Genomic DNA, 22,830 nt, shown 5'->3' with positions numbered 1-22,830 from the left:
TTAGAGCGCGGACGGCGGTCGATCGGGACCGGTCAAAACCGCGCTCCCTGGGTCAAAGGGCGGTTATTGAACTATCGGGGGGCGACCGGCATGGCTAGCTGCTTTCGCCTTCGCATCGCTGGGGCTGGCCGTGGTAAATGACCACGTCAGGTCCATTGGATGCGCCGGCGCGCCCGTTGCAAAGGAGTCTGTCAGTACGCCAACTGCATGCACCGTGTACGTCGAGCTGGCAGTGAGCGGGGCGAACGGGATGCACATGGCGCCAGACGTCAGGTGCGAGTCGTTCTCGGGCGTTTGCAGTTGACACAGCACGGTGTTGCCGCCGCTGTCACCTATGCTGATGTGCACCGAACTCAGCTTCGAAAACAGCTTCCCCTGGATCGTGACCGGATAACCGGTGTTGGTCTGCCTGTACTGCGGCGCAGAGGCAAACGGGTCCGGGTCTTCATATGCGTACCAACTGGTAGGAACACCTGTTTGGCCAGCGTACGGATAAGCGACAACCTGCGACGAACTGAGGTCAGTGGTCTGATCTCCGAAGTCGATGTTGAAGGCCCCCCACGTCGCGCTGTTCACACTGCCTACGCCCATGCGCGCGTAGTCCGCCAGCATCGCCATTCGGTGGTAGGGAGCGTCAAAAATCAATTGGACTGCGGTCAGCGAGCTAGAGAATGCGCGGACATCACCCGAGATAGTTACCTCCGTTGCAGCGTTCGGGAAACCCACGGCCGCAATGCGGCCAAAAGGTGATGCACCCGTATAGCCCGGCAGGCCAGCGGTTTCGTAGTGGCCCATGGTCGAGTTCGCTACTAGGTACGCGGCGTGATTTTGAGATGACGTCGTTAGGCCGTTGTCGACTGCGATCGCCGTCGGGTAGCCGACGTTGTGGCGAACCGCGTTTGTGAACGCTATGCCGTCCACTGTCGCGTCGCCGGTGGGCGTAACCTGCTGCAGGTTGGACGCGGGAGGCAGGAATGTCACCTTCTGCGATGCGGCGACAGAGCCGGCTTCGTTGCCCGCGTTGGTGGAACCAGCGCCCGCGGGTTTGCTCGTGCTGTTCGAGTCGGAGGAACCGCCGCCGCACGCGGCGAGTACGGCGATGGTCAGCGCGGTCAACGCAGTGACGCGGACGGACGGCAATACATAACAAAATCTTTTCAAATCGAGCCTCGTTAAGTTCGTGGACGCCTCCACGGCGCTCTGATCGCTTCTTCTCTTCACCGATCCGGTCGCAAGCGCGCGGATCGTTGACAAACCAGTGTTGTCCGAAAAGCCGCTTGTCAAGGCGGTGGAGTCCCGCCTACCGCAGGGTCGCGCTGCGGACTATTGCGAATTCGGTATGCCAGCCCGGATCAGCATGAGCATGGTGAACAGAACGCCGGTTACTGAGCGGGCGAAAGCTACGATTTTTCGAGCGCCTTTCGCCCGTAACTGACGATGGCCGGCGATGTATCGTTCGCAAGGTTGAGCGCGGCCGCTGAACGGAGCAGAACCGCTAAAGGCCGCCGTCAAGCGACCGATAGAAGGGTTGGCGGGGCGTTGGCACGTCGAAGTCGCGGTTCAGGCCGCGAGTGAAAGCAAAAAACTGGTGAGGTAGATGAAAATGCTTGGAAACAAAGTTGTCGCAATCGCGTTGATGGTGGCTGTCGGCGCGACCGGTATTAGCGCAGCGACGGCCTTAACGTCGTTCTCTGCGAATTCGAATGCGACGCTGGCGGCGACGCTCATTGCAGTAACGACTAATCAGGTAATGCATGGTGATAGCGCTGAGGCGAAGGCGTCTGTAGAAAATGTCCGGGAACGGAAGCTGGAGGCGCAGGGCATGCTTGACTCGGCGGCAACCTCGCGGTCCGTCTTTTCATGGTCGATACTGGCATTTGGTTTGTCCTTGTTGCTGCTGTCGGCCTCATCGTTGAGAGCGGTACGTGTACTGATGAGGGCGCCGGGACAAGGCTCGGCCTCAAACTGACCGAAAAAATATCGGACAACGGGAAACCCGGAGGAAAAATGCAAATGGAGGTTTTTATGACGGCACTCGTCGCGCTGCTAGTTTGCGAGGCTGTCATAGCTCGGATGATGTGGCCCGCCTCCCTGCTCGGGCAAATCCTTCTCTTCTCCGCGCCCGCCGTGTTTCTGGCATGGCAAGTGACGCATCGGATACGTGAGCGCCGCAGCACTTAGAGCCGGAAAGCCTGAACGAAGATAACAACTTGATCCGCTGCCAGATAGACGCCGCTGATGACCCACAAACAACGCGCCGACATAGCTTCGCGTGGGTAAAATTGGACGCGTCTACCTTTCGCGCCGAGGTCCGCGCATCCGACTCTATGGTTTTCTCGCATCGACGATCGACGTATCTCCGACTTGGCGCAGTGGAAGCATACGCGCGCCGGAAGCGTCGCGTCATGAAAATCGCGGACAGTCCGGTCCTGTTCACCGTGCAGGCGGCTGACCCGATGATCATCCCCGAGGCGCTGTTCGCGCTGAAAGAGGGCGATTGCCTTTCTCCGAGCGACCTCGAGCCCATTGTCCCCGGTCTCGCCGACATGCCCAGCTCCTTCGGACCGGCGACGGCGGCGCACCCCCTGCATACGCTAACGACCTTGACCGATGGGATCCTCGTCGTTCTCGAGCTGGCACAGGAGGCGGAAAGGGATTGCGCGCGAGCGGAGGCGAAGCTACGCGGAACCCTAGCGCGGTTCATCGTGACGATGCTCTGGCCGCCGGGATCCGAGATCGACGCAGCGCAGCATGCCTTGGCAAACCGGCCGTTCGCATAGGTGGCGAGCTTCGACGCCGCAAAGATCCTCGTCTCGTTGAGCCGTTCACGCAGCAGCGCAAGAGGATGCCGGTTGAACGTGAGGCGCGTCCAGCGATAGGTAGTCGCTAACCGCCTGCGGCTCACTGGGTCGGCCCGGCTAGCCGCGTACACACGCGTATTTACATTTGTTCGTCGATCGCTTATAGTACATCCATTGTACACACGCCACGAGGAACGAGATGCAAACGACGCGAGTTTTCAGGAACGGCAATTCCCAGGCCGTCCGCATTCCTGCTGACCTCGCCTATGATCGCAGCGACCTTGAGCTTGAGATCGAACGCGTGGGCGATGAAATCCGCATCCGACCGGCGCGTCGACCGCTTGCCGGTGTGTTGAAGAAATTCGCCAGATTCAGCCCCGATTTTATGGCCGAGGGACGAGGCGAGCAGGAGCAAGCAGAACGTGAGGGCCTGTAATGCCGCGCTTCATGCTCGATACCAATATGTGCATCTACCTGATGAAGAATCAGCCCGAGCAGGTGGCAAAACGCTTCGCGGAATGCGTTGTTGGTGACGTGGTCATGTCAGCTATCACGTATGCAGAGTTGGAATACGGGGTCGCAGTTTGTGCAAATCCGGCCAAAGAACGGCGCACCCTCGCCGCGTTGATTGAGGACATTCCGGTGGCTCCGTTCGATGCTGCGGCGGCGGTGGCATATGGCCCGATTCGTGAGGCTACGCGCGAGCGTAAGAAGGACCAACTGGATAAGCTGATCGCTGCACATGCGGTTGCGCTCGATGTTGCTCTCGTCACGAACAACACAAAAGACTTTGTCAGTTATCCGGGCGTCAGGCTCGAGAACTGGCTTAGCGATTGAACACGGAAAACGAACCATGTCCAATTTGACTCCAGCGCTTGCTCTGCGGGCAGCGATTAACGTTTTGCGCGATTCTGCTGAGTCACGCAAGATGCCCAACGGCGAGCCGCTAACCGATACCGTGGTGCGGCTCCATTTGGACGCGGCGGACATGCTCGAAGAATCCTTGTCGGACCTTCGCGACCACGAGTGAGGGAAACGACGCATCGCATAGGAGATGAGACGATGGCTACTATCGAACTCCGGATCAACGATCGTGAACTTGAAGCCGAACTTACCGCTGGATTGAGGGTAATCGTTCGTGAACGCGATGTGGCCGAGGTCGCGTACTCGTTGAGTGAAGCGTTCGCCGCGCTGCTTCCGCAAGGTCCAGAGTATGTGCTCCGGTCGACCGTCGACGATGCGATCAGGGCACTGCTACGAAAGCACGCACTGCCCAATTAGGAAACGGAGAAAAAATGGACGCACTGTATGCCGCCGATGCGGCTCTGAAAGACGCCGTGCCTGCAGCCGTGCAACGCCATCGGCAGGCCGGGACGCTGACTTGGGCGCTAATTCATAAAATCGAGTCGGAGGTTCTCAGTGAGGTTGCATCCACCGGCGAACACAGCGCGCGGATGCTCGGCATGTTGCGGGCCTCTCCCGCGATGGGCTATCCAAATGACGAACGGCCGGTTTCGTTCGAAGGCCACGATGTGGTCCCTACGGTCTTCGGCGCTATCTACGCCGAATGGAATCGCATCAACTGACAAGGGCGTCTCGAAAATCCACCTCGATGTACCTGACCAGTGTGGCCGGCGCACTCGGCGTCGGCGACTCGACCGGGGATCCGGCGGGAAGAATGCGAGCCTGTGACGATAAGCGTCCCTCGGCTATAGGACACCAGCATGAGCAAAGAGTACGAGCTACAAACGGACGTATTGGGCACTATCGTCGCCGCAACGCCGGTCACCAAAAAGCACGCCGATTTGTTGACGACGTTCGCGACACGCACCGACTACCGGTCTCTGCGTTACGTCATGACGCGCGATACATACGGCCCATCACCGGCTCGAATCATTGATGCCGAGGGCCGTGAAATTTCGCCTGACTATCGAGCGTGGATCGAGGCGGAACTGGAGGTACATGGCGGTTCAGCACGCGCGGTATGGCTGGCGCACAAGGATGCGGGATACCTGGTCACCGAGAACGCGCTATTGCTTCATTACTTCGTTCACGACCGTGGCGGCAAACAGGACAACTTCGTCCAGATCGCAGTTTGGGAAGAGCAAGAATTCGTGGAGCGCGAGCTTCTCCCTCGCACCGACAGCTGGGGGTTGCCAGACGTCACCGACCTGCGACATGGGTCGAGCAGCATGGGGGCCGAACAGTGCGAACGACGCTCGCTCGGTCAGCCGCGGTATCGACTGCATGAGGTAATCGACATGCAACGGTTTGCGGAGCTTGCGGAGAAGCTTTACCTCGATCGACATCGCGTACGCGGCGATCGACGTGTGATCGAGACGGACTGCAGTACCGGTGAGCAGCGCAGTCTGACCATACGAGAGCTCACGCCCGGTTACGACCAGATGCAATGGTCCGGTCGGCGTTTCTTCGATGACTGGACGGACTCAAGCGCCGGCCGCCGCGGGGAGCGCGTCTGCCAACGCTGGACGTTTAACACCCAAGACTATGTTGACCAGCAGGGCGACAGAGAGCTGAGCTTCGTCCCTCAGTGGGCGCATACCCGCAAGGTCGCCGAGTTGAAGAACACGCGGGACCTCGACGTGTACAGCCTTTACGGGAAGCTCACGCAGTTCGACGAACGGATCGGAATGCCCTTCGCGTGGTACTTCTACGGGCTGCATGGCGATCTCGTGAAAAGTGGGCAGATGGAGCGGGTGCTAGAAGCAGCGGAAGCAGGATTAATCGTCTTGCCCGAACACGACTATCGTGTCCTACGACGTTGGGGCGATGCGTCCTACGGTTTCTGACGTACAGGGAATCCAAGGGTCTTCGCCTCGACCGAGTTCGGCCATAAGCCGACGGGCGGTTGGGTTACCGGTCCGCCGTTCAGGCGTCGGCTGCTCCTCCGCGACCGGTCGTTCGACTGTCGGAGAACGGTGAGACTACGCGTTTGCTGCTCCGATCGACGTCTTTTTCCTGATATAGTTGCCGCTGGCTGTCGTCGCCTGCCGCGCGCGCCCCTCCGGGGCATGACAAAGACGATGTTTAACCGCACCCACCCCATTCAATCGTCGTTGTTTTCGATGGGCGGTCCGCAAAGCGTGCACCGGATGTACCGCCCAGGAGAAGACAATGGACACTCAACAGTTGAAGCTGCTGGCTGCGGTCGTCCGCGGCCTTTTGCAGCCGTCGCACCCTTCCGTTAGCCACGGCCAATCGCTCGACCTCATCGCCGCGCTCCCAGGACTTCGTAACTGGCCCGAGGTAATGGCGTTTCCGGATCGCGTCGCCGCAACTGAACTGGACACCGCAGCAACCGGCCGCCTGGCGTTCCGCCTGAAAAAGCGCTTCGCGGTCGACTGGTCGCCGCAGGAACTGCTCGCAGCCCTGTCACCGCCCGGCTCGGTCGTCAGCCGAAGGGCTCCGCAGGTCTGGCCAGCGGGCCCCGTTCCCGGCGTCTACATCACCACCTCGCAGGATGCTATCGACGCCCTGCTGGAGGTCTACGAGGACGCAACCGACGGCGCGGTCGTCTACGCCGAACGTGCTGGCAATCAGTGGGCCGGGAGCATCGATCTGGGTGAGTACGGCCTATGGTCGTCCGGGCTAGACCGGGTACCCAGCGGCACGCTGCTCATCGTCGGGCCGTTGAAATTCGACCAGCAATCGTGGAATGACGCGGGCGAGCGGCTCGAGATGGCGTGCAACCATGCCCTGAACTCTGGGCATCGCATCGCCGTACTTGTTGACACTCCCACACCGGAAACCGTTCACCAGGATGTTCAGCTCCTTGTGACGTCGCGTCCTGACCACACGGATGACGACACGGCGTTGACCGGTGTTGTTACGGACGATGGGGAACTGGAACCGCGCACGCCGTTCGCGCGCCCCTGGCCCCGCATTGAGCTTGTGCCTTCCGCGACCACGCCCGACGCTTTCCCAGCCTCGATCATGGGCCCGCTTAGCGAGGCCCTCGCCGGGAAGACGAGCGGCCTGTTGCTGTTCGGGTCGGGGACCATCGACGAGCACCCAGCCATCCACCTGGTGGCAGCATCGCTCGCACTGACCGAGCACGCGGGCCCAGCGGCTCGTGTCATGCCCCGCCACCGCTCCACTCCGTCGAAGGATTGGGACGTGCCGGAAGCGATTCGCGCGCTGCCTTTCCTCCCATCGATCGAGAGCGCCTACGCCCAAGGGTATCGCCGGATCATCTACACACCGAGCTATAGCCGTTCTGACCATTTGCTGGGCGCGAGCAAGGACGCGCTGTTGATCAGCGGTGCCTATGGCAGTGACCTCGCGCAGGTGTTCATGGCTTCGTCGCGCTACGGTGGTGCAAAGGACGAGGAAAGCCTGCTGAGCCGCATTGTTGCCATTGCCGCCACTGTCGATATCAGAACCAGCAGCAACAGCACCGCGTCTGTCGCAGATCTTTACATCGCCAACGGGCGGGCACTCGGAACCCCAAAGCGCTTCAAGGAGGCCGACGAGTTCATGACCGCCCACCGCCTCGTGCGTTGGGAAGACGAGCTGACACGCCTGCTCGACGCGGGGTCGGTCACGCACGACGCCGTCAAGGAAGCGTTCCCGCGTAGCCATGGGATAGACGCCTTCCTGGCTGACCACGCGGCAAAACGTTCGGGCCAAACAGCGTAAGGCGAAAGGGGCGCGGCCTCTTTGGCAGACGCCCCTCCAGCGCCCACGAGCGGCTCCATGGACGTTGCCTGATTTCTAAACCGCCGGCGGGTTTCATCCGCCAGCGCGAACAACGTCGGCTGCGACCGGCCGCCTCGGGCAGTAGCCGGCCGCTTCCTACCGCTCGCCCAGCCATCTAGTGGTCACTCGGCCGGCCGGTCCACTCCGAAACCCGCTGGTTGTTGACGCGCGCTCGGTCGGCCTTTGCTGACGTTCGCCGTTTCACTAAAAAGCGGCTCGTCGGGACCTGACCGAATGGCCAGGCGCAGTCACGGTTTGGTTTGGCCTGCCTTGCGTACGCCCCCGTTATCGGGCCTCCGAGTGCTCCACCGGGCGTTGGAAGCCACGACGCTTGTCACGCCCTTGAGGCATGCGCTCATTGACAAAGGTACAAAGATTGGTACAATGATCCCCGTTGCACTGTTCAGCAGACACAGCATCTTTCCCTGTCCGGAAAGTCTCCGCTGTAGCGAGCCTCCGGCCTGACAATGATCTAATACTTGAAACTGATCCTGACGCCGCTTACGAAAATTGAACTGACACTGTCAAAGCTAAACGACTACTGATCTCGATACTGATACTTCTGGCGCTAATTTAACTCTCTATTTAACGATGACTATTGCCGGGATCGGACAGGATCCCTTGGAGCTCTTGATGAACATCCTGACTTTCAGCGAGGCGCGAGCCGGCCTGAAGCAGGCGATGGACGACGTTTGCCGGGATCATGAGCCTGCTGTGATCACCCGGCAACGCGGAGAGCATGTGGTATTGATGTCGCTTGACGACTTCAACAGCATGCAGGAGACCTTGCGGCTGCTTGAATCTCCTGCCAATGCGAAACGGCTCAGCGAGTCTATCGCCCAATTCAATGCTGGCAAGACCTCCATTCGAGGTTTGAGCAATGAACCAGCAGAAAAAGAAGGCCCGGAACAAAGCCGAGGCCGTAAGCGCAGTTAAGGTTGCGTGGTCTGACCACGCATGGGATGACTACCTGTTCTGGCAAAAAACCGACATGGCAGTCGTCCGCGAGATCAACGGTTTGCTAGAAGAGATATCGCGCGATCCGTTTCGAGGAACCGGCAAACCCGAGCCCTTGAAAGGAAGTCTTACTGGCTTCTGGTCTCGCCGAATCACCAAAGGCGATCGCTTGGTGTACGTGGTTCAAGCCGGTGTAATTCACGTGATGCAATGCCGCTATCACTATTAACGGCTCTTTTGAAAAAGCAGTGGGTAACGGGGCTCACGAGGCATGCGGGTTGAAGGCGGAGAAGTCGAGCTTGCCAGCAATCAGAAAGAGGACCGTGCGCATCGTCGTGAAGCGCGTGTAACCGCGGGCCTTTCGCTTGGCCGCTTGAAACAAACCGTTGATGGCTTCGATGAAACCGTTGGTCTGCCGGGTCTGAGTCCAGGCGATGATGCCGTCGAAGTGCCGACGAATCAGGCGCGCGACGTCCTTCATCGGTTCGACCTTTGAGCGCATGACGTTGGTGCACCACTGCCGCAACATCGCGGAGACGACATGGATTTGCTTGCGTTCGAGAATCTCTCGCAGTTGCTCGCGATACAGCCATGCGCGGGCGGTGCGCTTGGTGGCGTACCGCCTGACGAGCGCCTCGAGGTCGGTCAATTGCGCAAGATTCAGTTTGTTGGCGTCCTTGAGCAGCGTCCAGCGCATCCCTTTGAGTTCCGGGTCGGCTTTCTGTTGTTGGCGCCGTACCGTATCAAGCGCCGTGGACGCATGGGCGACGATGTGAAACTTGTCGAACGTCACTCGCGCATTGGGCAGATGTTCGCCCACGCCCTTGATGAACGCGGGCGACATGTCGATGCTCACGGTGGTGACTTGCTCGGGCGTGCCGTGGTGTTGGCTAAGGTACGCCGCAAAGCTCTCAATCGCCTGCGCGTCACGGCCGGGCGTGACGAACACGACGCGCCGCGCCTGCATATCAGCGAGCAGCGTCAGATACTGGTGGCCGCGCCGGTACGAGGTCTCGTCAATGGCTACCGTGCTCACGTCCGACAGGTCCGCCGACGCGAGCGTGAGTTCCACATAACGCGAACAGATGGCATGCACTCGATGCCACGACAGATTGACGATGCGCGCCACAGCGGCGAACGGCATCTGCTGCGCCAGCATCAGCACCAGCGCTTCGAACAGCAACGTGAAGCCGTCGAGTTGGCCGACCCAATCCGGCTGCGCGAGCCGTACCGAGCCGTCCGGCAAGCGCACTCGCGGCACCCGCACTTCCAGATGGCACTCGTGCTGGAAAAAATTGAGATGACGCAGCCGCTTGATTTGCGTGTCATGCACTGGGTGCTCGCCAGCGACCCCGGGGTAGGCGAAGCGGCTGCCGGCGACAAAATCCACGGCAATCGTGAGTTGCCGTTTGGCGGCATCGAAGTCGACACCTTGCACATACCACGGGGTCTTGATTCCCAAGGCGGCTTCAAAGAGTTGATTTGTCATCGCTTCGTCCCGCATTGCTGGTTGCAGCATTCTGCCCCAACCAGCCATGCCCCAGCTTGTCGATTCAAGGCGTCTCAAGGGTTCGCTGCGCCGGGCGCCCGCCCTTGACCCGCGAAACCACCCACTTGGAATTCAAAAGAGGCCTATTAACTAATGAAGGGCACCGGAGACGGTGCTCTTTTTTATGGCTTAGGGAATTTTCGAGCGTGCATCAAAAGCGCAGACGAAGTCAAGGTGCTGCGCAACGATATCCGAAACGCCGACAAACACTCTGCCGCGATACGTCCGCTGTACGTTCGCGACCGGCCATCGACGTAGCAATGCCGCGAACGTCGCGCGTGGGTCGCGTGCCGCCGATGACCGTCAGGCAGTAACCGGCTAGGAAACGTCATTCGTCCATCGCGTCGTTCCGCCATTCGGATGGCGCGTCAGCCCGCTAACGGTCATTCGATTACTGGAAAGCGATTAAGCGCACCAACTTATCTCGGATACTCCAGCTTTTTATCGTCGCGTTGGATGCGGAGGTCGCGTTACCAATTTGTCGCGAACCCGTATGGGCATACTTAGTGGCTAAACGAATCTTCTGGCCAGCTATTGCGCCGTCGTTCGAAGCACCCCTAGTGAGCTTGCCATCTTCGAATGAACTACATACCCTATTTCTAGAACCAGATTGCACGGCTCAACGTCGGCGCCCGTGTGTTGTGGCCAAGCGGGCGCTTCAAACATCGAAGTATCTATATAGATAAATACGTTGATCAGCATCAGAATATTTGGAGAAACACGTGTCCGAAGCGAACGAGGGTTCATCTATTAAAACAGGTAGCTGGTGGCTCACGGTACCAGGCATCTTGGCGCAAGCCGCAGTAGTCATCGCAGCGATAGCGGGCCTGATAACGACCTTGCACGAAGTCGGCATTATTAAAAGCAACAGCGGGTCAGCGTCCCCTGCGCGGGACGTGTCGGCGCTGCCATCGGCTGACGTGAACGAACTAAGGCGACGAGCGGATGCGTATCTAGTCGGGCGCGGACAGGTACCAAAGAACCTAAACGAAGCGGCGAGCCTCTATCTGAAGGCCGCCGAGTTGGGTGATGCAAAGTCGCAAAACTCGATAGGGGCCATGCTTCGGGACGGTCTCGGTGTAGCAAAGAACTGGCCTGAGTCTGTATTCTGGTTTCAGAAAGCAATGGAACAGAAAGACCCGCAATCCTATGCGAATCTCGGGTTCATGTACCAAACAGGCCGTGGCGGACTATCAGAGGATTACGCGATGGCGGCTGAGCTATACCTAAAGGGAACCGAAAAAGGCGATCCCCACGCGATGGGCTTATTGGCGTCGGCGTATCTCAATGGTCGGGGGGTTCCAGAAGACAAAGGTGAAGCACTTAAATGGGCAACTACTGCGGCGAAGTCGGGCGATCCAGTGGCGCAAAACGTTTTGGGCTTCATGACTGATGAAGGGTTAGGTGGACTCGCTAAGGACGAAAAGCAGGCTGTGAGTTGGTATAAGAAAGCTGCCGCACAGGGAGACTGGAAGGCACAGGCAAACCTAGCCTTTATGTACGCGGAAGGCGCAGGAGGTTTGACGAAGGACGATGCTGAAGCGTTGCGCTGGTATCGCAAGGCTGCGGACCAAGGCCATCCGGACGCGCAGTACGCCTTGGGCCGATATTACGACGAAGGAACTGGCGGTGTAGGCAAGGACGAAGCGGAGGCTATGCGCTGGTACCGCAAGGCTGCGGACCAAGGCCATCCGGAGGCGCAGTACGCCGTGGGCCTAAACTATGAGTCCGGTATTGGCGGCGTAACAGAGGACGACGTGGAGGCGATGCGTTGGTACCTAAAAGCTGCTGACCAAGGCCAGCCTGGTGCGCAGTACTATGTCGGCCTGAACTACGACTTGGGTGAGGGTGGCGTAACGAAGAGCGACGTGGAGGCGCTTAGTTGGTTCCGGAAAGCTGCCGTTCAGGGCAACGCAGCGGCACAATACGAAGTTGGCGTGTACCATTCTAAAGGACTGGCCGGCTTGGCAGTAGATAAGTCAGAGGCGATGCGCTGGTATCGCAAAGCTGCAGCCCAACAAGACCCTGATGCAATGTACGCTTTAGGTTGGTACTACTACAACGGGATCGCCGTGAAAAAGGATGAGACTGAGGCAGTCCGCTGGTATCGAAAAGCCGCAGAACAGGGAAGTTCCAAAGCTCAAGCGGTCCTTAATCGACTCAAGATCGGTTGAGATGCCCGCACCGTGTACAGCGCTTTTAGAGCTTGATTGGTGCCGAGAACCGAATTCGGATGCCTTTGAATTGCATTAGGGTGTATGGCCATGCCGACAGCGTAGCGAAGTGCGTCACGTGTAACGGCGGCTGGGGGTTATGCACATCGAGTCGGTTCCAGTTGACTGACCGCTCCACGTTTTCATGCGGCATTTGCTTCAGCTTGCGTCGACCGTCTGCTCAGGGTCGAGGGCGGTCCGTCGAAACAAGCGACGCTCAACCGCGTGTTAGAAGCGATCTGTGGGGCCGGGACCGCGCCGGGACAGAGCGACGGACACGGTGAGGAGATGTGGCGAAGATGATGAGGTTTGACGTGCCTTCCGACACGACCCTGTTGGCTGCGATTGGCGAAGTTGCGCTGAGGCAGGAGCATCTCAACTACACGCTGCGCATGACCATCAAGACACTGGCGCGCCTAGATCTTGGTGAGGCACTCGACGCTACCGCGTACGACGGTTCCTCGCAGCTGAGGGAACGAATCAAGAAGCTCGCGCGCCAAGAACTCCGCGAAGGCGTGCCCTTGCTCAAGCTACAAGCGCTACTGGAGCGCTGCAAGCGTGCGACGGAGAAACGCAATGACTTCATTCATAGCGTGTGGCTGAAGGAGCTGGACGCGGAGTCAGGTCGCAGACATTCGGGCGGCGCATCGCACGCATGGCCGACAGTAAGCGAACTGCGCGACCTTGCGGAGACGCTTGCGGCGCTGACGTTGGAACTGAACGAGGCCCGCTTGGAAGGGTACCTTCATGAAGCCGTTACCAAGAAAGAGAAGTAGCGGCCGAAATGACGGCAGATGGCAAAGTACCGGGTCCCGCTATACTGCACGTCCATACATGGCTTGCCCAGCAAGGGACAAGGGGATAGATGGATACCGGGAATGTGTCAGCGATCATCTCCGCTGTATCGGGCATCAGCGGAGTGCTGTTTGGCAATTCGTTCGTGGCCGTAAAGGAATGGCTGGTCCATCGCGGCGAACGCCGGAAAGCTACTGAATACCTGGCCATCATCGTGGTGTCGCACCTCGACCGCTTTGCCAATGGCTGTTCGCACGTCGCTTTTGACGACGGCACCGCGTACGGACGCCCCGCAGGCCCAGACGGTGAAGAGTTCACGCCGACCACAACGCCACCCGTTTTTCAACCACTTGATATTGACGTCGAGTGGAAGGTGTTGCCCGTCGATCTGATGTACGCGATTTTGCGACTTCCTGACCAGCATGAGCAGCTTCAGAGCTGGCTGGCTGGTATCGCAGAGTTCGACGACGACTACCCCGACCACACCGACTACTTTCGCAAGAGGAGGCGAGAATATGCGAGTCTCGGCCTCCAGGCCTCAGACTTGGCGCGGCAGCTCCGGAAGCACGTTGGGATGCCGCTTGAAGACGATCCTGCGCCCAACGGCTGGAACCGGGACCAGGAGCTGAGAGAACTGATACGACAGATCGACGCGGCGCAAGCTGAGCACAATCGTCGGCTCGCTGAAGTCACAGCGAAAACGCCTGCTGTCTCCACGCCCGAATAGGGGAGACTACGAGACGGTGCTTGTGTGGCCGTTGTACTTCAAAAGGGGCCATTTCGAAGGAGGCATGTCGAGCGGCCGGGTTGGGTCGATCTTGGTCAGCGGTGCCAAGTTCAGTGAAAATTTCGGCTCGACGTCGCCAAGTTGCCGAGGAGCGCGGTCATGTCAACGAGTCGATTTGCGACAAGGTGCTTTACTTCGCCTTCCTTCTGCCACACGCCATAGACGCCAAGCAGCGACGCTCCCAGCGCTTCCTTTCTAAACTTCTCGACGAGCGACGGCCAGACGATCACGTTAATTTGGCCGGTCTCGTCCTCCAACGTGATGAAAAGCACGCCGTTCGCTGTGCCCGGCCGCTGGCGGACGGTAACGATGCCGCATGCCTTCGCAAGCCGCCCGTTTGGATAGGTCGCGAGCTTCGAGGCTGCGAAGATCTTCTTCTCGTCGAGCCGTTCACGCAGCAACGCGAGAGGGTGGCGATTCAATGTCAAGCCCGTCGAGCGATAGTCGCTGACGATCTCCTGCGCCTCATTCGGCGCGGCGAGCACCGGCAGTTCTTCCTCGCGGGCAGTGGCGCGCAACAAGTCCTTGTCGGGTACCGCTGCCACCGCCTGCCAGAGCGCCTCACGGCGATTCCCCGATAGCGCGGAAAGGGCGTTCGCGTCCGCCAGCAACTGGAGGTCGCGACGATCGAGGCGTGCACGGTTAGCAAGGTCGTTGACCGACTCAAAGGGGCGTACCGCCCGCGCGGCTTCAATGCGTGCAGCCGATTCCTCCCGCATGCCGCGAATGAGCGACATGCCGAGCCGCACCGGCGCCATCGGGCCGTCGCCTTGAAGAAATGAATCCCAGTTGCTTATCGTGACGTCGATCGGCAGCACGCGGACCTTATGGCGCTTTGCGTCTTGCACAAGTTGTGAGGGCGAGTAGAAGCCCATCGGTTGGCTGTTGAGCATCGCGCAGAGAAACGCCGCCGGTTCATGGCACTTGAGCCAGCTGCTCGCATAGACGAGGAGAGCGAAACTCGCCGCGTGGCTCTCCGGAAAGCCGTATTCGCCGAAGCCTTGGATCTGAGCAAAGATCGATTCAGCGAACTCGCGGTCGTAGCCACGATCGAGCATGCCGTTCACGATGCGGTCGTAATAGTGCTGCAGTCCGCCTTTTCGCTTCCATGCGGCCATTGCGCGGCGGAGCTGGTCGGCCTCGCCGGCGCTGAAGCCAGCTGCGAGCATGGCGACCTGCATCACCTGCTCCTGGAAGATCGGCACGCCGAGCGTGCGAGCGAGCGCCGTTTCCATCTCAGGCGAGGGGAATGACACAGCTTCCAGCCCTTGCCGCCGGCGCAGGTACGGGTGGACCATGCCGCCTTGGACGGGGCCCGGCCGCACGATCGCGACTTCGATCACGAGGTCATAAAACTGGCGCGGCTGCAGGCGCGGCAACATGCTCATCTGCGCACGTGATTCGATCTGAAAGACGCCAACCGTATCGGCGCGGCAGATCATCTCGTACGTCTTCGCGTCTTCTGCCGGAATATCCTGCAATTCAAATGGCTCGCCGCGCTGTTTGGAGATCAGGTCCAGGGTGCGTCGAATCGCTGACAGCATGCCGAGCGCCAGCACGTCGATCTTCAGAAGCCCAAGCGCTTCAAGGTCGTCCTTGTCCCACTGGATCACGCTGCGATCGACCATCGCGGCGTTTTCGATCGGCACGAGCCGTGAGAGTTTGCCGCGCGCAATGACGAAGCCGCCGGTGTGCTGCGACAGGTGACGCGGGAAGTTCAGCAATTGCGATGCGAGGCTCGCCCACTGCTGAATGATGGGTGTCGAGGTGTCGAGGCCGGATTCAACGAAACGGTTGAGCAGGTCCGCACTGGAGTCGAACCAGTGGTGCGACTTGGCTACCTTGTCGACGATGATCGGATCGACGCCCAGTGCCTTGCCCGAATCCCGCAGTGCAGATTTCGGCCGGTAGGTGGTGACGGCAGCCGCGAGCGCCGCGCGAGTGCGCGTGTACTTGCGATAGATGTACTGGATCACCTCTTCACGCCGCTGGTGCTCGAAGTCCACGTCGATATCGGGCGGCTCGCCGCGTTCCTTGGAGATGAAGCGCTCGAACAGCATCGAGCTGCGTGCGGGGTCGACTTCGGTGACGCCCAGGCAGTAGCAGACCGCAGAGTTCGCCGCCGACCCACGCCCCTGACACAGGATTCCTTCGTTGCGCGCGAAGCGAACAAGGTCATAGACGGTTAGGAAATACGGCTCGTACCGCAGCTCGGCGATGAGCGCGAGTTCGTGCTCGATCTGCGTCTGCACCTTGTGCGGTATGCCTTGGGGAAAGCGGCGATGCGCGCCAATGTAAGTTTCCTGCCGCAGATAGGCGGTCGGGTTCGTGCCTTCGGGGATCAGTTCGTCCGGGTACTCGTAGCGCAGTTCATCCAACGAAAAGGTGCAGCGATTGGCGATCGTCAACGTCTCGGCCAGCGCCCGCTCGGGATAGAGATTCGCGAGCCGTAGCCGTGCGCGCAAGTGCTGCTCGGCGTTCTGCGCGAGCTCGAACCCGCACTCGGCAATCGACCGGTTCAGGCGCACAGCGGTTAGCGTGTCCTGCAGCGGCTTGCGAGATCGCACGTGCATGGTGACGCCGCCAGTGGCGACCACCGGGACGCCGTGTTGGTCCGCGACGTACTCGACGATCCCGCGGTGAATATCGTCCATCGCGCGGGCATGAAGCGTCAGCGCCGCCCAGCAACGGCCTTCAAACGTGCGGGCGAGCCATTCCATCTGCGCATCCAGTCGCTCCTCTTTCGCGGGATATTCCGGCGAGAGGATGACGAGGCAGTCGGGTAGACCTTTGAGGTGCTCATACGGCGCTTCGGGCCGTGCGAGATCGTTCGGCGTCAGCAGGTACGTGCCTTTAGATGTCCGCGTGCGCGCAAGCGTGATGAGTTCCGACAGGTTCCCATAGCCGTTGCGGTTCATCGCGAGCGCTGTGAAGGCGAGGGCGGGTGTGCCGTCGGCATTGGTCAACTCGAAATGCGCGCCGACGATGAGCCGGATATTCGCTTCCTTCGCGGCCACGTGCGCGCGGACGATACCGGCGAGCGAACACTCGTCGGTGATCGCGACCGCGGGGTATCCGAGCTGCTCGGCGCGCAGAATCAGTTCTTCCGAGTGCGACGCGCCGCGCAGGAACGTAAAGTTGGAGAAGCACTGCAACTCGGCGTAGCCGGGCAGCATGGATGTATACAGGTCCATCGCATCACCCGAACAGGCCGTGCAGGAACCATCGAGGATCTTCTTCGGCGCGACTGCCGACGCGCTCGCGGTAGATCCAGTAGCAGGTATGGTCGTCCGCTTCCGCGACGAAGTAGTCGCGCGTGACGAGCTCGCCTCCCCACCATCCCGCTTCGACGCGCTCACCGGGCGACACGGTGCGCAGCGGACTGCCGTAGAACGGCCGGTGCTGGCGCGTCATCAACTGGATGGGCGTTTCAAGCAACCATGAAGGGCGCGGCTGATCGCCGGGCAGCGGACAGCCTTTCACATCGCTCGACACCGACACCCAGTTCGATACGATCTCGGGCCGATGATCGGCCACAGGTGCCGCGCGCAAGACGTTCTCGTGGCCAAGACGCGCGACGAGCAACTCCATTAGCCGGTTGTGGTCGGCCGCGCTGCCGCCCGGCTCGGGGAATAGCGTGTCGGACGGCGGCTCGGCGGCTTCAACGTCATTCACTTCAAGTCGCACAGCGATGACCGCGGCCGCCAACTCGACGCGTCCAACCCGTTCTTTGAGCAAGCGCGTCAGGTGTTCCTCGTGCCACGTCGGCTCGGCGAGCGCCACCTCAATCGTCGTTGGCGGCAACGCCGCGCGCCCTCGTTCATGTTCGAGGTCGATCGAAAAGCGCGTGAGTGCCAGTTGCTTGCTCGCGAGCCAGCCGGTCAGTTGCACGATGAGCCGGCGCGCCACGAAGAGGACGGCTTCCGCGTGCTCGACGCGATCGGGTAATTCGACGCGAGCGTTGAACGACGGCGGCGTCTGGACCCATTCGTAGAGTTCGGGTGCTTCCCCAACGGCGCGATCGAGCGTATCCAGTAGCGCCGTGCCGCAGCGCTTTTTCAGACCGGCGCGCGGCAAGCGCCGCAGGTCCGCGACGCTCGTGCATCCGAGGCCGTCGAACCAGTCGGCGTAGCGTCGGGCTTCAAGAACGAGCAGGGCGGGCAAGCGCGGCAATTGACGCATCAGCGAGCGGATGGAGAGACGTCGGCCGCCGCGATAGCGGGCCATGAGCCATGCACTCTGGCCAGTGGGCGCGACGCTCATCCGCGCCGTGAAGCCGAAGGCGGAGAGCGAGGCGCGGATCGCGCGTCTGAGCGCGCGAACGCCACCGAATAAGCGCAAGCTCGCGGAGACGTCGACCAGCACCGTCTGCTCCTCAGCGATCGACACTTGCGGGCTGAACTGCATGAGGGCGGTGGACACGTCCGCGACCGCCTGCTGCTCCTTCAGTTCGTCTTTGTCGTGAATGCGCGCATCGGGCGCGAGCGTGAGAGCGCCGCCTTTGCGCATGCCGATGCGAACACCCGCCTCGTGCGCTGCCTGATCGAGCGCAACGACACGCTCGTGGTCGAGCACGACTAAGCCCACGCCCGACCCCAAGCCCGCCTCACTCGTGGACGACCAGTTCGGCTGGAAGACTTCTCGGCTGAGGTGCGGCAGATACACGCCGATCCACACTTGCATGGCGATTCAACAGGATAGGCGAATGGGTCAATCCAACGACAAGCGGCTCATCACGCGCCGGGCCGCGGCGCTTCACAAACTCCAATGAAACGCTGTCGCGCGCAGGGCGAACAGCAATGCGAAGCGGGGCAGGCGACGTATCGCTCGCGGCAGCGAGCGGCCGCACCATGAAGAACAGCGATTCGCTCGTCTGCGCGGCAAGGTGCAGGCGGCGTAGCGCTTCCGGTCGCACATGCGTTTGCCAGAAGATCAACGCGCCGAACGTACCCGTGCGAAGGATCTGCTCGCCCGCCCAGAGTGCATCGGCGGTCTTCTGGGCATGCACGACGTTAATCGACGTCTCAGGCAGGCCCCAGTACGCCGCTGCTTCGGGTTGAAAGCGATGAGGCGGCTGCAGGAAAGCAATGCGTCGTTGCGCGACAGCCTTGAGCGCCGGCAATAGCAATCGCATCTCACCAACGCCGGGCTGCTGGACCAGTAAGTCGGTGAGCGCGCCTTTGGGCCAACCGCCTCCCGGAAGTTCTGCGGCAAGCGTCTCAGATCCACACGGCACGACGTTCACGCGAGCAGAAGCCAGTTGCGAGCCGCGCCAAATCGATGGATGAATGTCTTCGAGGGCCAACGCTCCCATGTTCACCCCATACTGTATGTTTGTACAGTAGTCTACACGATGCGGGCAGCGAACGGTCCGGGGTCTAAGTCAGCGGCCCGGGTCTGATTCGATCGCGAAGGTAACTCTGTCGTTTTCGCGCATCAGTCGGGTAACTCCTTATCGAGTAGACGTTACCGAAATCGTCGTTCCGCACGCGCGGCGCGAACCAGAAAGGAAGCTGCAAGCGGCATGCCGCTGAGCAATATCTATCCGGTCTTGATCACCTGGATTGGTAAATACGCATATGACATACATCGAAAGAAGGAAATAAAACTTCCTTCGCGAACGATTGCGCGAGACGTATTTGCTGTAGCAAACGACTACCGCGTGTAACTAAATGTTGCAAACGACGGTCCGTAGTCAGACAATTCACTCGCGCCCTGACGAACGGCGCCAACGAGCAAGCCGAACTCACTACCTAGTCCGCCGCCATGATCCACGCCTCTTCTGACCTTGGTTCGATCCGCGAATTAAACCTGTCGTACCTGATGCTCGCGCGACGCGTCCTGGCGTCGGATTGCGAGGCGGCACGGTCGCATTTGGGTCTGTCCGCGGAAATGGCGGATACGCTGCTCAAGCTCTCGCCGGCGCAAACGGAAAAGCTCGCGTCGTCGTCACAATTGCTGTGCTTTTTCCGCATGAGCGCCGATGCGATGCTCGCGGGCCTCGCTGGTCGCAGCAACGAAGCTTCGATCTCGACCGCCACCAATGACGCTCTGCTGGCGGCCTAACCATGACCACGACCGTTTCCTCCAAAAGCCTGGCTGCCGAAGCTGCTCAAGTCATGCGCGCGATCGCGCTGATCAAGCTCGGCGCGCGCATGCAAGTGCTGGAATCGGAAATCCCGACGATTTCGCGTGAACGGCTAATTCGCCTGTATCGCGAAGTGAAGGGTGCATCGCCGCCGAAGGGCATGCTGCCGTTCTCGGAGGACTGGTATCTGACGTGGGCGCCGAACATCCATACGTCGATGTTTGCGAACGTCTACGCCTTCCTGGAAGCGAACAGCAAAGGGCTGGACCGCGTGGATCTACTGACTCGTGCGTACTCGCTCTACGCCGAGCATTTCGACATGATCGGCGAGCCGTTGCAGATGGACCTGACGCGCGCGTGGACCTTCATCCGTTTCAAGGACGCCGGCATCCTGCGTCTCGCGGGCTGCACGCGTTGCCGCGGCAAGTTCGTCACGCACGCCCATGAGCCGTCGCATTCGATGGTGTGCGGCATTTGCCAGCCGCCGTCGCGAGCAGGCAAGACGAAGGCGGCCGCAAAAGCCGCGCTCGAGCGCGACGCCGCCTTGCAGGCAAAGGCGGCCTGAGCGTTTATCCGCGAGCGGCCCTTGGCACGTTGAAGAGCCGCGAGTTCGACTGACGGGCAGCAACAGCGCTGTCCGCTGCTACTGCCGTCCGTCGGCGACGAAGCGGGGCGGAAAGACGATGCAGCCGGATTCGTCGCGCTCTAGCGGGATGTCGGGATTGTCGAGCATCTTCTCGACCTCTTCGACCTCTGGCAACGGCGGCCATGGCCATGCTTTAGTCGCCCATGACGGTATCTCGTCCTGACGAACAAAGCCGAATTCGTCTGGCTCGTCCCATATCGAATCGAACGTTTCGTCGAGAAGTTGCTGCATATAGGCGACGTGCTCAAGACGCATCGACCACCAGTGACGACGAACGCGGTCTTCGCCGGCGATTACGGTGCACGACTCAAGATCGAGCACGAACCGGTGCTTCATGTAGGGCTCGCTACTCCACAGCGATTCCCATTCTCCGACCGCATATCGTTGCATCGACGCTCCTAGTCCCAACCCCAATCGTGGCGCTCTTTCGCGCGGAGAGCCAATCCGAGAATATCCGGTAAGCCAAACGACGACGTCCTTCGTTTTGCTGCAACGAATTGGTCAACGAGTGCCGGCTTCACCCTGAGCATGCACATCGCTTTGAGTTCGTCATAGTCGAAGAGATGCATCATTAAGGGCCGGTTCGCGACCAACGCGCTGATCTCGCGACAGCGAACCGCCTCGCGAGCGCTCGCCAATCCGTACTTCTGACGCACCTGCTCATGGACGGCGCGACGCGCATCGATGCGGTCTTCTTTCGTCTTGTACTGCTCGAATACGTCGAACTCGATGTCCAAAAGCGCGAGGCTTATCTCGTTTCCTGCTTCTATAAATCTCGGCGGCACAGCAGATCCCTTCTCCCTAAAACTGTTGGTCAACGGTAGATGACGTCATAGCGGACGCGCCGCGAAATTCTTAAGGGTTTGCCGAAAAGCCCTTATCTGGACCGTCGTTCCAGAACCTTCAGCAGCCACGCGTCGACGGGGCGCGCGCTTGCTAGGTCCACGAAGATGGGCAGACTGCCGCCGACGATGTCGCGTGACTCTACGGAGACAACGGGGGGCTTCCATGGTTCGGCAGACGGCCGAGTGGTCGGCAGGTCAGCCGCATTAAAGTCGAGCGAGTATTCCGTGAAACTCCGGTCGGTCTCGACCACGACACGCGTGCGGTCCACGCGAATGCCCCGAAGGTCCTGGCCGACAATGCGGCCGATGACGACGTCGAGTTCTTGCTCTCGCGCGAGGCGAACGGTTCCTGCGTGGTGCTTACGATGCAGGTGGATCACAACAGCCGCTGTGGGTTTTTCTTCGAGTAGAACCAAGCGGTAAGTCGCGACGCGAGGCTCGCGTTTCTCATTCGCGTAGACGATGTCCCTGAATTGCCCTAGATACGCCATGCTCCCTCCGTTAGCTGCCGCGACACCATCGCCACGACTCACTACCGAGCCTACGGAACGGCCAGTGAAGTCAAGGGAAGCCGGCAAACCGATGAGCGTGCGACTTGGCGTCCATAATGCTGTCAAGCAGCCATATGCCGCCGCTAATTTGACCGACAAAAAATGGACAGCAGACCGCCTAAGCCAGTAGTCAAGCGTGATCCCGAAGGGACTCGTCGCCGCATTCTGAAGCGGCAAAAAGCCAGTTCGCCAAGTTCGGACTAGCCGGCGCGCGGACCGACGCAATCTCCGAAGTCGCGAGCTCCAACGAACGAATGCTCTACTACTACTTCGGCAGTAAGGAACTGCTGTATGTTGCTGTGCTGGAGGCCATGTACGCCGACTACGCGAAGAAGGAGAGCGAGCTGGACCTGAGCAGCCTGCAGCCTCGCGAGGCGATGGCAGCGCTCGCTACCTCCATCTGGGCGCATCTATGGGACAACCCCGAATGGATCGGGCTGATCAACAACGAGAACCTGCATCAGGGCCGGTACTTGAAGACTTCACAAAAACTCAGCGAGACGATCTCGCCAGTGGTTGAAGTCGTCAGGTCGATTCTTGCGCGCGGAGCCGATGCAGGACAGTTTCGTAGCGGAATCGATCCGCTGGATTTTTATGTCACGCTAGTTGGGATGGGCTACTACATCGCTTCCAATCGCTTCACTATCAGCGCGTTCACGGGCCGCGACTATGCGCGCCAGTCTGATCGGGCGCAAATCTGCGAATTGCACTTGGAGTTACTGGACGCCTATCTGCGTTCTACAACGTAGCCGCAGGACGCCGACGTATGAATCGGCACGGCTGCTGTCGACCGTTTTCGGTCGTCCATCGCCGCGCTATGTTTACGTCTCGTCGTGGCTGAACACCGACAGCTCTGCGCGCCTTCCGAGGTCCGTGCCG

24 protein-coding genes and 1 pseudogene are annotated in these 22,830 nt (G+C 60.2%); 17 read left to right on the top strand and 8 right to left on the bottom strand.

All coding sequences use genetic code 11. The annotated features are described in order from the left end of the window. Positions 1-63: 63 nt before the first annotated feature. Positions 64-1,284 carry a CAP domain-containing protein gene (locus AWB82_RS08560; protein ID WP_235023223.1) on the bottom strand — a complete coding sequence of 407 codons (1,221 nt, stop codon included), beginning with the start codon at positions 1,282-1,284 and terminating at the stop codon, positions 64-66. 313 nt (positions 1,285-1,597) lie between these two features. Here AWB82_RS08560 and AWB82_RS37000 point away from each other — a divergent pair, with 313 nt between their 5' ends. From AWB82_RS37000 to AWB82_RS08510, 11 genes are all read left to right on the top strand, one after another. Continuing rightward, on the top strand, positions 1,598-1,969 hold the full coding sequence (locus tag AWB82_RS37000; protein ID WP_143756691.1) for a hypothetical protein: 372 nt from the start codon (positions 1,598-1,600) through the stop codon (positions 1,967-1,969). 436 nt (positions 1,970-2,405) lie between these two features. After that, the gene (locus tag AWB82_RS08550) at positions 2,406-2,780 is read left to right on the top strand and encodes a hypothetical protein (RefSeq protein WP_086966710.1); all 375 of its coding nucleotides are present in this window, start codon (positions 2,406-2,408) and stop codon (positions 2,778-2,780) included. Positions 2,781-3,000: 220 nt separating this feature from the next. Beyond that, positions 3,001-3,237, top strand: a complete 237-nt coding sequence (gene vapB, locus AWB82_RS08545) for a type II toxin-antitoxin system VapB family antitoxin (protein ID WP_077161747.1) — start codon at positions 3,001-3,003, stop codon at positions 3,235-3,237. Continuing rightward, complete coding sequence (locus AWB82_RS08540; RefSeq protein WP_077161748.1) at positions 3,237-3,638, top strand: type II toxin-antitoxin system VapC family toxin; 402 nt, start codon at positions 3,237-3,239, stop codon at positions 3,636-3,638. Before vapB ends, AWB82_RS08540 begins: the two co-directional genes overlap by 1 nt. Positions 3,639-3,654: 16 nt before the next feature. Next, positions 3,655-3,831: a hypothetical protein gene (locus AWB82_RS37910; RefSeq protein WP_198066187.1), complete on the top strand. Its 177-nt coding sequence runs from the start codon at positions 3,655-3,657 to the stop codon at positions 3,829-3,831. A gap of 32 nt (positions 3,832-3,863) precedes the next feature. After that, complete coding sequence (locus AWB82_RS08535) at positions 3,864-4,082, top strand: hypothetical protein (protein WP_008343311.1); 219 nt, start codon at positions 3,864-3,866, stop codon at positions 4,080-4,082. Positions 4,083-4,096: 14 nt separating this feature from the next. Further along, the gene (locus tag AWB82_RS08530; protein WP_077161749.1) at positions 4,097-4,387 is read left to right on the top strand and encodes a DUF2471 family protein; all 291 of its coding nucleotides are present in this window, start codon (positions 4,097-4,099) and stop codon (positions 4,385-4,387) included. Between the two features lie 138 nt (positions 4,388-4,525). After that, positions 4,526-5,611, top strand: a complete 1,086-nt coding sequence (locus AWB82_RS08525) for a hypothetical protein (RefSeq protein ID WP_077161750.1) — start codon at positions 4,526-4,528, stop codon at positions 5,609-5,611. Positions 5,612-5,936: 325 nt separating this feature from the next. After that, positions 5,937-7,460, top strand: a complete 1,524-nt coding sequence (locus AWB82_RS08520; protein ID WP_086966709.1) for a hypothetical protein — start codon at positions 5,937-5,939, stop codon at positions 7,458-7,460. A 693-nt stretch (positions 7,461-8,153) separates the two neighbouring features. Beyond that, positions 8,154-8,456, top strand: coding sequence for a type II toxin-antitoxin system Phd/YefM family antitoxin (locus tag AWB82_RS08515; protein WP_061163049.1), 303 nt, complete (start codon positions 8,154-8,156; stop codon positions 8,454-8,456). After that, the gene (locus AWB82_RS08510; protein WP_074171417.1) at positions 8,401-8,706 is read left to right on the top strand and encodes a Txe/YoeB family addiction module toxin; all 306 of its coding nucleotides are present in this window, start codon (positions 8,401-8,403) and stop codon (positions 8,704-8,706) included. The genes AWB82_RS08515 and AWB82_RS08510 overlap by 56 nt, the downstream gene beginning before the upstream one ends. A gap of 33 nt (positions 8,707-8,739) precedes the next feature. Here AWB82_RS08510 and AWB82_RS08505 read toward each other — a convergent pair whose 3' ends face one another. Continuing rightward, the gene (locus AWB82_RS08505) at positions 8,740-9,966 is read right to left on the bottom strand and encodes an ISL3 family transposase (RefSeq protein WP_086966785.1); all 1,227 of its coding nucleotides are present in this window, start codon (positions 9,964-9,966) and stop codon (positions 8,740-8,742) included. Between the two features lie 782 nt (positions 9,967-10,748). Here AWB82_RS08505 and AWB82_RS08500 point away from each other — a divergent pair. From AWB82_RS08500 to AWB82_RS08490, 3 genes are all read left to right on the top strand, one after another. After that, positions 10,749-12,200: a tetratricopeptide repeat protein gene (locus AWB82_RS08500; protein WP_159462574.1), complete on the top strand. Its 1,452-nt coding sequence runs from the start codon at positions 10,749-10,751 to the stop codon at positions 12,198-12,200. Between the two features lie 338 nt (positions 12,201-12,538). Beyond that, positions 12,539-13,015, top strand: a complete 477-nt coding sequence (locus AWB82_RS08495) for a hypothetical protein (protein ID WP_086966707.1) — start codon at positions 12,539-12,541, stop codon at positions 13,013-13,015. A 104-nt stretch (positions 13,016-13,119) separates the two neighbouring features. Then, positions 13,120-13,761 carry a hypothetical protein gene (locus AWB82_RS08490; protein ID WP_235023222.1) on the top strand — a complete coding sequence of 214 codons (642 nt, stop codon included), beginning with the start codon at positions 13,120-13,122 and terminating at the stop codon, positions 13,759-13,761. A gap of 110 nt (positions 13,762-13,871) precedes the next feature. Here the strand turns inward: AWB82_RS08490 and AWB82_RS08485 are convergent, their stop codons facing one another. Genes AWB82_RS08485 through imuA form a run of 3 tightly spaced genes read right to left on the bottom strand, consistent with a single transcriptional unit; the run spans position 13,872 to position 19,135 of the window. Further along, positions 13,872-17,015, bottom strand: a complete 3,144-nt coding sequence (locus tag AWB82_RS08485; RefSeq protein WP_086966705.1) for an error-prone DNA polymerase — start codon at positions 17,013-17,015, stop codon at positions 13,872-13,874. A 4-nt stretch (positions 17,016-17,019) separates the two neighbouring features. Then, on the bottom strand, positions 17,020-18,504 hold the full coding sequence (locus AWB82_RS08480; protein ID WP_200818069.1) for a Y-family DNA polymerase: 1,485 nt from the start codon (positions 18,502-18,504) through the stop codon (positions 17,020-17,022). After that, positions 18,428-19,135: a translesion DNA synthesis-associated protein ImuA gene (imuA, locus tag AWB82_RS08475; RefSeq protein WP_086966703.1), complete on the bottom strand. Its 708-nt coding sequence runs from the start codon at positions 19,133-19,135 to the stop codon at positions 18,428-18,430. The genes AWB82_RS08480 and imuA overlap by 77 nt, the downstream gene beginning before the upstream one ends. Before the next feature lie 452 nt (positions 19,136-19,587). On the opposite strand from imuA, the gene AWB82_RS08470 reads away from it, so the two are divergent. Continuing rightward, positions 19,588-19,887: a flagellar transcriptional regulator FlhD gene (locus tag AWB82_RS08470; protein WP_086966702.1), complete on the top strand. Its 300-nt coding sequence runs from the start codon at positions 19,588-19,590 to the stop codon at positions 19,885-19,887. 2 nt (positions 19,888-19,889) lie between these two features. Beyond that, positions 19,890-20,474, top strand: a complete 585-nt coding sequence (gene flhC / locus AWB82_RS08465) for a flagellar transcriptional regulator FlhC (protein WP_086966701.1) — start codon at positions 19,890-19,892, stop codon at positions 20,472-20,474. A gap of 78 nt (positions 20,475-20,552) precedes the next feature. Here the strand turns inward: flhC and AWB82_RS08460 are convergent, their stop codons facing one another. Genes AWB82_RS08460 through AWB82_RS08450 form a run of 3 tightly spaced genes read right to left on the bottom strand, consistent with a single transcriptional unit; the run spans position 20,553 to position 21,891 of the window. Then, entirely contained in the window at positions 20,553-20,945 is a 393-nt protein-coding gene (locus AWB82_RS08460; protein ID WP_235023221.1) for a hypothetical protein, read from the bottom strand. Positions 20,946-20,953: 8 nt separating this feature from the next. Then, positions 20,954-21,373, bottom strand: a complete 420-nt coding sequence (locus AWB82_RS08455) for a hypothetical protein (RefSeq protein ID WP_159462573.1) — start codon at positions 21,371-21,373, stop codon at positions 20,954-20,956. 59 nt (positions 21,374-21,432) lie between these two features. Further along, on the bottom strand, positions 21,433-21,891 hold the full coding sequence (locus tag AWB82_RS08450; RefSeq protein ID WP_086966698.1) for a hypothetical protein: 459 nt from the start codon (positions 21,889-21,891) through the stop codon (positions 21,433-21,435). A 162-nt stretch (positions 21,892-22,053) separates the two neighbouring features. Between AWB82_RS08450 and AWB82_RS08445 the strand changes: the two are divergent. Beyond that, positions 22,054-22,700: pseudogene (locus AWB82_RS08445) on the top strand (TetR family transcriptional regulator). Positions 22,701-22,830 lie beyond the last annotated feature (130 nt).

Origin of the sequence: Caballeronia glebae, assembly GCF_001545035.1 — a bacterium.
Taxonomy (GTDB): Bacteria; Pseudomonadota; Gammaproteobacteria; order Burkholderiales; family Burkholderiaceae; genus Caballeronia; species Caballeronia glebae.
The sequence above is the reverse complement of the archived record's forward strand: the minus strand, read 5'-3'. Positions and strand labels throughout refer to the sequence as shown.